The organism is Coleofasciculus sp. FACHB-712 (genome assembly GCF_014695635.1).
Classification (GTDB): domain Bacteria; phylum Cyanobacteriota; class Cyanobacteriia; order Cyanobacteriales; family FACHB-T130; genus FACHB-T130.
In genome coordinates this window covers 1-7,586 of the sequence record NZ_JACJOQ010000542.1, presented here as the reverse complement: position 1 = coordinate 7,586, position 7,586 = coordinate 1, and the positions used below count along the sequence as shown (strand labels likewise).

Here is a 7,586-nt window from a genome sequence, read left to right as displayed (position 1 = left end):
GGATAAAATTTATGACTACAAACCAAAAATCTCAAGCTCTTTCCAGTGAAACTCAAAAAGTGGTTGAGGCTTTTGAAGCGTTGAACACGGATGACAAACTAGCATGGTTTTATTACGTTTATGAAAAGATGGGAGATTCGATTACTCCCGCTGCCCCAACGGCAACCGATCCAGAACTGGCTCCGAAGCTGTTAGGAGAATTTTTTGATTTGGATGACGATCGCCAGTTGGCAATTATGCGAGAAATTGTCAATCGCGAAAACACAGAATATTCCCATGCTTATGGGGCTTTGAAAGAGAATAATCAGTTAATGGTTTGGTATGCTTGGGCGCAGGGTATGGGTGATACGGTCGTAGATGTGCCCTCAGACTACCAAGCAAATAACCCCGTTAACGACCTGATGGGTCAAATTGAAGGTCTTGACTTTGAGGGACAAATTTCCATGTTCCGGACAATCGTGAGCAACATGGGCTATACGGACGTGAAGCCAATTCCCTCTCAAGCTGAAACTGGTAAGACTGCCAGCCTGTAAATTATTTCCTTGTGCGATCGCAGGGGCCTATAGCCGTGCGTCCCATGATTTGATCCGAAATGCCATAAAAGAAGAGCGTTCTTGGGATTGAACGCTCTTTTTTGAAATTAAGAAACGGCGACTTTTCCAATATCGCCTGGGGTCAGATGGGAATGCAGCACTTGTCCATCCCGAAACCAGACGATGCGTTTCGTGAGACGAGCAACTTCGGGTTCGTGCGTAACCATGACCACAGTGATGCCGCTGGTATTCAGTTCTGTGAAGATGTCCATCACTTCTTCGGTCGTTTTGGAATCCAGTGCGCCAGTGGGTTCATCAGCAAGCAGCAAGACGGGTTTGTTGACAATCGCACGCGCGATCGCGACCCGCTGCTGTTGTCCCCCAGACAGTTGATTCGGTCTGTTATTCAGCCGATGCTCTAAACCAACGCGAGTTAGAGCAACTGTTGCACGTTGGCGTCTTTCAGCACTCGGAATACCCGCATAAACCATCGGTAGCATGACATTTTCTAACGCTGTTAGTTGTGGCAAAAGATGGAATTGTTGAAACACAAAACCAATTTTACGATTGCGAATTCCCGCTAAGTCAGCGTCTTCTAGAGACGATACATCCACGTTATCTAAGTAATATCGTCCGTCGGTGGGTCGGTCGAGACAACCGATAATATTCATCGCAGTGGATTTGCCCGATCCAGACGCCCCCATAATCGCGCAATATTCGCCCTCCTCTACAATTAAGCTCACACCAGCAAGGGCGCGAACTTCTGTATCGCCAATCCCGTAAACCTTGGTGACATCCTCTATACGAATGACGACAGGTTTTTTTGAAGGATTAAGGGCTGAGGACTCAGGAGTGAGTTGTTGATTGCTCATTGAAGGATTGAAGAATTGCTAGCTGTTCAAACGCCCTTAGTTATGAACGATGAACCATGAACATTGTTCGTGCATTTTAAGCACTCCGCAAAGCCACAATTGGGTCAAGTTTAGCGGCTCGTCGTGCCGGGACGACGCCAAAGAATAGCCCAATCCCGCCGGAGACACTGACAGCAATAACAATTGCCACGGGTGAAATGCCAGCTTTCAGAGGGGTGAAGGCACTGACGAGCGAGATCCCGCCAACGCCAATCAGAGTCCCTAATAAGCCACCCGCCGCTGAGAGAATTACCGCTTCGATGATGAATTGAATCAGGATATCTTGCTCTCGTGCGCCAATCGCCTTGCGAAGCCCGATTTCTTGGGTGCGTTCGGTGACGGAGACGAGCATAATGTTCATCACGCCAATGCCTCCGACAAACAGGGAAATAGCAGCGATCGCAGCTAACATGAAGGTCAAGCCGCTAGTAATCGTGTTTACAATGCCCAAAAGGTCTTTTTGACTGCGAACGGTAAAGTCATCTTCACCGTTGATTTTGTGCCGTAGCCGCAGCAGATTTGCCACCTGAAATTGAGCGGCTCCAATGCTGGCTTCGTCTTTGGCGGAGATAGAGATTGCTGTCACTTCAAGACCATAGGGAGACGTATTTCCCACGATCCGATTCGCTAGGGTGGTGATGGGTAAATAAGCCGCTTCATCCGGATTGTCTCCCAGCGCCGAACCTTTGGGTTTCATCACGCCAACAATTTGAAAGCTGATATTTTTAATCCGCAGTTGTTGCCCAATCGGATCTTGATTGTCAAATAATTTATCTGCTAATTCTGACCCCAGGATGACAATTTGATTACTCCGCTTAATATCGAGATCGGTAATAAATCGTCCTCGATCCACATCAAAACTTCTCGCTGAGAGATACTCTGGCGTTGTCCCGAGAACCAAGGTAGTGGTGTTTTTGCTGCGGTAGGTAACTAATTGTCTGGAATTGATCTGGGGAGCGACATCTTGGATGGAAGGAACCTGAGATGCGATCGCTCTGGCATCTTCAAGAACTAGCGTTTTCGGCACCTCAAAGGTCGTATTCCGAGTTTTCTGGGAACCAGGAACCACAAACAGCACGTTTGGCCCCAACGACTCAAACTGCTCCGACGCTAGCCTTTGCGCTCCTTGTCCAATTCCCACCATCGCAATCACCGAGGCATTGCCAATCATAATGCCGAGCATGGTGAGACTGCTACGCAGTTTGTTTGCTACCAGCGTCGTGGCAGCCATTTTGACGCTTTCTACAATATCCATATTCGGTAATCGGTAATTGGTAATCGAGAAGGGGTAATCAGAAACCTGACTAATGACTAATTAGCTATTACCCATTACCAACTCTCCTTATTCCTCTGGCTTGGGTTTGCTATCTTTGGGCAAATCGATGAATACGCGATCGCCTTCGTTGATACCATCTAAAATCTGCGTTTGGTTTTCAATCGATGGGCCAATCGTCACCGCTTTAAACTGGGGTTTGTTCTCCTCATCAGGGACTAATACACCCGTCTTTCCTTTCTCGGTGACAATTGCCACGGTGGGAACGACCAAGGCATTATTCGCAGGTTTACCCAAAAAAGTCAGGTCAACATTCATTCCCGACCGCAGTTGTTCCTTACCCGTTTCCAGAGCGACCCGCACCTGAAAAGACGTGACATTTTGCTCGACCACCGCTTCCGGCGCAATCAGCTTGACCTTGCCTTTAAACACTTGGTCGGGATAGGCATCTGCCACAATCTCAACCGGCTGTCCTTGGGTAATTTGCCCAACATCAACTTCTGGGACTTTCGCCAGAATTTCTAAATCTCTGGCAATGGCAACAATCGAAGTTGAAGTGGCGGAAGCCGTAGTCGAAGCAGAAGTTGTGGGAGTGACGAAAGCGCCTTCTGTGGCGTATTTCTGCGTCACAATCCCCGAAAAGGGAGCGATGATTACCGTGTCAGAGAGCTGGACTTGCACCGCCTGCATCGAAGCTCTGGCAGCGTCAGCGGCTGCTTTTAACCCAGCAATCTCCTCTCGGCGCGTCCCATTTTCTAACTGTCGCAGGGCAGCCTGAGCTTCTGCAACATCCGCTTCGCGCTGGGAAATTTCCTCGCTGCGACCGCCCTTTTGACTTTGCTGCAAGGCAGATCGCGCTTCTGCTACCGCCGCTTGACGCTGTTGAATTTCTTGGCTGGTACGGTTTTTGAGTTGCTCCAACCGTCGTTGGGCTTCTCTCAGGTTGGCGCTGGCATTGCGGTACTCTGTCAGTACCTCATCCAACTGGTCTTTAGAAATGGCTCCTTGAGAAGCGAGCTGTTGATTGCGATTGGCTCGTTTTTGTGCCAATTCTACCCGCGCTTCGGCGGCAGAGATTTGAGCTTCGGTCTGGGCAATTTCTTCAGGACGACCAATTTGTACCGATGCTAGATTCGCTTCGGCTTGCTCCAGACGAGCTTTGAATTGGGCAATTTCTTCGGGACGACCCACCCGCGCCGCAGCTAAACGAGCTTTCGCTTGCTCTAGACGGGCTTTTGCCTGATTGATTTCTTCGGGACGGCTCCCCGCTTGTGCTTGTTGCAGTTTGGCTTGAGCTTGCTCCAGATTGGCTTTGGCTTGAAAAAATTGAGCCTGAAGCTGGGAATTCTCCATTTGGGCGATTTTTTGCCCTTGCTGGACTCTATCTCCCTGCTCGACGTATAACTTTGCCAAACGCCCAGATGTTGGAGGGCTGAGATTGACGCTTTGAACGGGCACGACGGTACCGCTAGCGATAATCCGTACTTTCAAGGTTTGCGATTTAACAGGTACGGTCAGGCTCTCAATGTCTAGTTTGGGCGTTGCCCGACCCATGATGAAATAAGTGGTAGAGCCAACTACCAAGATGCTAGACGCTATCAGCCCAATGACCCACCGAGAAGGGTTCTTGACTTTGCTTATTAGTGGAAGTTGCATTCGCGTAGTTTTTAAGTCCGGTAGTACGAATGAACAGACTGCTCAATGAGGGTATTTTTAATGACGATGGGATTCAGCTTTAGCACCAAGGAGTCACACTCAACTGTATTTATCTACAGCAAGTTGCTTATTGTTTCCCTATTTTAGCGAGTTTGAACTTCCTGACGGATTGAACCTTGTTTAGTGTTTCCCGTCAATCCGTTATAGCGATCCCCAAATTGACGTGTGGCTTTGCTCTCGATTTCTGCTACGGTCAGTTAAATTATTGGTAAGGTTGCTGAACATTTCTTCTCTTCGCATTATTTCTTTGAGGCTGCACCGTGCCTAAACGTTTTTCGATATTCCCGCTTCTTGTTTTCCTTGGTTTAGGGAGCGTTGCTCTCCCCGCCTCTGGGCAAGCACTCGTGCCCTATACGCTACAAATGGAGTCAAAAGAGCTAGAGCAGCAGGGCTTGAACCTGGCACAAGATGCGGCTCAGCTAGCGCGATTCCAACAATACGATCTAGCATTGCCCAGAGCGCGATTGGCGACTCAGCTGGCTCCCACTAGTTATCAAACCTGGTTTTTACTGGGGAGTTTGTTTTTGCAAGCGCAGGAGGTAAATAATGCCATTGATGCCTTGCAACGGGCGAGAACCCTTCAACCCAACGAACCGGGGATTCTATTTGCTCTGGGAAGCGGGCACTTTCAGCAGGAAAAGTATCAGGAAGCTGTTAGTGTTTTGCAAGCTGGGTTAAAGATCAAACCCGATGTCCCGGAAGCTTTGTTTGATTTAGGCAATGCCTATTACAAACTGAAACGGTTTCCAGATGCGATCGCTCAGTACCAAAAGGCGGTTGCTAAGGAAAAGAAATTCTGGCCTGCAATTAATAATATTGGGCTAGTTAAGTACGAAATGGGCGATGTAGAGGGAGCGCTTGGTCACTGGCGTTCCGCTAGCTCTCTCGATAAGGAGGCGGCAGAACCCCGGTTGGCGATGGCGGTGGCGCTGTATGCGAAGGGCGATCGCGAACAGGGTTTGTCTTTGGGAGAGGCTGCGATTCGGTTAGACAGTCGCTACGCCGATGTAAAATTTCTCCAAGAAAATCTTTGGGGCGATCGCTTACTCACAGAAACGAAAAAGTTCCTGTTAACTCCCAGAATTCAGGAAACAATTGCCCAAAATGACAACGAACCTCGACAACCGCAAAACGCCCCTGAGTGAAGCATGAAGAATAAAGCACGAAGGATAAGATTTTATCCTTCGTGCTTTATTTTTTTGCGGGTAGTTTTACAAATTAGGGCAGGTAGGTAATGGGTAATTACTATTTTCCGGCTGCTCTGCTCCAAACGCCATAACTGCAAGTCTTTTACAAACTCAAGACTGACGCACAGACACCAGATAGGGTGTAGGATCTACGCCAGGTGCATCAAGATGGTCAACCGCTTACTATTTTGATCGGGTTTTGAGCTGACTGACCATAATCCGTAATCGTGCAACGGATACCTTTACCCTAAGAACTTGAGACCTTGGTCTAAATTGTTCAGATTCGATAGCACAGACGAAGTGAAAATTCTGCCTTATTTTTTGGAGTGATCGCTCTCAAAAAAGAGTTTATAAGCAACCCAAACCACTGCCCCAACTATAATCACATAAGAAAGGGTTCCTGCTAGCTGAATGCTGACAACGATGGTAACAACGATGGCTACAAACTTTCCAAGGTTCGCCAGTTTCTTGTACCACGGCTGGGGTGAACGCTGAGAGTCTTGATGCTTAGTAGTTTGATGCAGCGGCGGTTGATTAATTTCTGCCTCTATCTCTCGGAGTCGATTAGCTCTTTTGCGCTCCTGAAGCTCTCGTTCCCTGCGTTGAAGTTCGTTATCTTTATTGTCTGGATAATTCATAAGTGTTTATACTGTATAGGCTTATAAAAGTGTGTGATTATTAGCGTCAATCTTAACCTCGGAACCTCGCAACTGACTAGAGCAAATTAGAAAAAATTTAGTTAAAAAATTTTAGGCAGGCAAGCAAAGAAAGTACATTTGCTCTGTCTCTACCTGTAAATTCTTACGATTCATGTGTTAAATAGCACACTATCGTAACTCAAAAAAAATATATATAAAAGCGATCGCTATCTAGAACAAGTGTAAAATTCCTGTTATATTAATCCGCCGTGGTTACTACATAAGCCATAAAATAGGTGATTTTTTCACTATATCTACAAAAAAATTGTTGATTGTGTAATAGATTCAATTTTGCTTTGAAGCTGTATAAAATAGGGTGGGCAATGCCCACCCCAAACTCTAATAGCTAAGCTCACGATAGCTTTTAACCATTAGCTAGTTCACAATGCACTAAATCCATTTAACCCTCCGCAGCCAAGGCCAAACGCCCGTCTGCCTTCTCAAGATGACACCTTCACTATGTTCTTTGACGACATCCTTCAATTCTTCAGTGGTCAAGGCGTAGCCTAATTCACGAGCAACTTTTACGAATTCCTCTGGACTAGCTACTTCTTGGAATTTTTCGCGTAAACCTGAATCGTAGGCAGCAGCTTCCAGAAATTGACAGGCACTTTCTTTAGACATTTTGACAATCCCCCTACTCTACTGTGTCTTTTTTAGTTCATGCACTATAGCCATTTTAATCGTGCACTATACTGCTGAAATTCTTTTTTAATCCTATGTTACAGACAGCCGCATCTACCAACCTGAATATTCTTTTAGAAAACCTCCTTTTCCTAGCAATTGTTACGTCTTTTCTTGTCTTTGCGGGTTGGCTTTGGAGACATTCACCTCCCTTCACGATTCCTCAACCACTGCCGCCTTGGTTTAGAGCGTGGTTATTTGTTGTACTGCTAGTGGGAGTGGCGCTTCCCCTAGTAGCAATGGTTCTGTGGGGCATATGGTGGAATCATCCCAGCGTATTTCAGGTACTGGTGCCGTACTTTGTCATTTTGGGGTTACAAATTTTATCCGAAAGCGTGACAACGAGACGGTTTCAATCCTGTACGTTCGTGATGGTTCCTTGCTTATACCTTCCTTATCGCGTTTGGCAATTATATAGTGGATTGACGCTTCTGAATTGTGAGAGTGGGACAATCTGGATACAGAGATTATTAGTGCTGGAAATTGTCCTTTGGATTTTTAATTACGGCGTACACTTGTCGCAGATTCCCCGGCTTCTTAATTGGGAATTAAAACCTCAAAGTGATTAAAATTTAGCGGCAGTT

8 protein-coding genes are annotated in these 7,586 nt (G+C 46.7%); 3 read left to right on the top strand and 5 right to left on the bottom strand.

From position 1 onward, the window contains the following. The first annotated feature begins 11 nt into the window (after positions 1-11). Positions 12-533, top strand: coding sequence for an orange carotenoid protein N-terminal domain-containing protein (locus H6F50_RS18970; protein WP_190413679.1), 522 nt, complete (start codon positions 12-14; stop codon positions 531-533). A gap of 107 nt (positions 534-640) precedes the next feature. Here the strand turns inward: H6F50_RS18970 and H6F50_RS18965 are convergent, their stop codons facing one another. The 3 genes from H6F50_RS18965 to H6F50_RS18955 all read right to left on the bottom strand — a co-directional run bounded on the left by H6F50_RS18965 (position 641) and on the right by H6F50_RS18955 (position 4,373). Continuing rightward, entirely contained in the window at positions 641-1,405 is a 765-nt protein-coding gene (locus tag H6F50_RS18965; RefSeq protein ID WP_190429899.1) for an ABC transporter ATP-binding protein, read from the bottom strand. Positions 1,406-1,481: 76 nt separating this feature from the next. Then, positions 1,482-2,699 carry an ABC transporter permease gene (locus H6F50_RS18960; RefSeq protein ID WP_190429898.1) on the bottom strand — a complete coding sequence of 406 codons (1,218 nt, stop codon included), beginning with the start codon at positions 2,697-2,699 and terminating at the stop codon, positions 1,482-1,484. 87 nt (positions 2,700-2,786) lie between these two features. Further along, positions 2,787-4,373 carry an efflux RND transporter periplasmic adaptor subunit gene (locus tag H6F50_RS18955; protein WP_190413673.1) on the bottom strand — a complete coding sequence of 529 codons (1,587 nt, stop codon included), beginning with the start codon at positions 4,371-4,373 and terminating at the stop codon, positions 2,787-2,789. A 320-nt stretch (positions 4,374-4,693) separates the two neighbouring features. On the opposite strand from H6F50_RS18955, the gene H6F50_RS18950 reads away from it, so the two are divergent. Beyond that, positions 4,694-5,578, top strand: a complete 885-nt coding sequence (locus H6F50_RS18950; protein ID WP_347277184.1) for a tetratricopeptide repeat protein — start codon at positions 4,694-4,696, stop codon at positions 5,576-5,578. A gap of 356 nt (positions 5,579-5,934) precedes the next feature. Here the strand turns inward: H6F50_RS18950 and H6F50_RS18945 are convergent, their stop codons facing one another. Both H6F50_RS18945 and H6F50_RS18940 read right to left on the bottom strand, forming a co-directional pair. Continuing rightward, on the bottom strand, positions 5,935-6,258 hold the full coding sequence (locus H6F50_RS18945) for a hypothetical protein (RefSeq protein ID WP_190413671.1): 324 nt from the start codon (positions 6,256-6,258) through the stop codon (positions 5,935-5,937). 450 nt (positions 6,259-6,708) lie between these two features. Continuing rightward, positions 6,709-6,942, bottom strand: coding sequence for a Nif11-like leader peptide family natural product precursor (locus H6F50_RS18940; protein WP_190429897.1), 234 nt, complete (start codon positions 6,940-6,942; stop codon positions 6,709-6,711). 95 nt (positions 6,943-7,037) lie between these two features. On the opposite strand from H6F50_RS18940, the gene H6F50_RS18935 reads away from it, so the two are divergent. Continuing rightward, entirely contained in the window at positions 7,038-7,571 is a 534-nt protein-coding gene (locus tag H6F50_RS18935; protein WP_190429896.1) for a hypothetical protein, read from the top strand. The last annotated feature ends 15 nt before the right edge of the window (positions 7,572-7,586 follow it).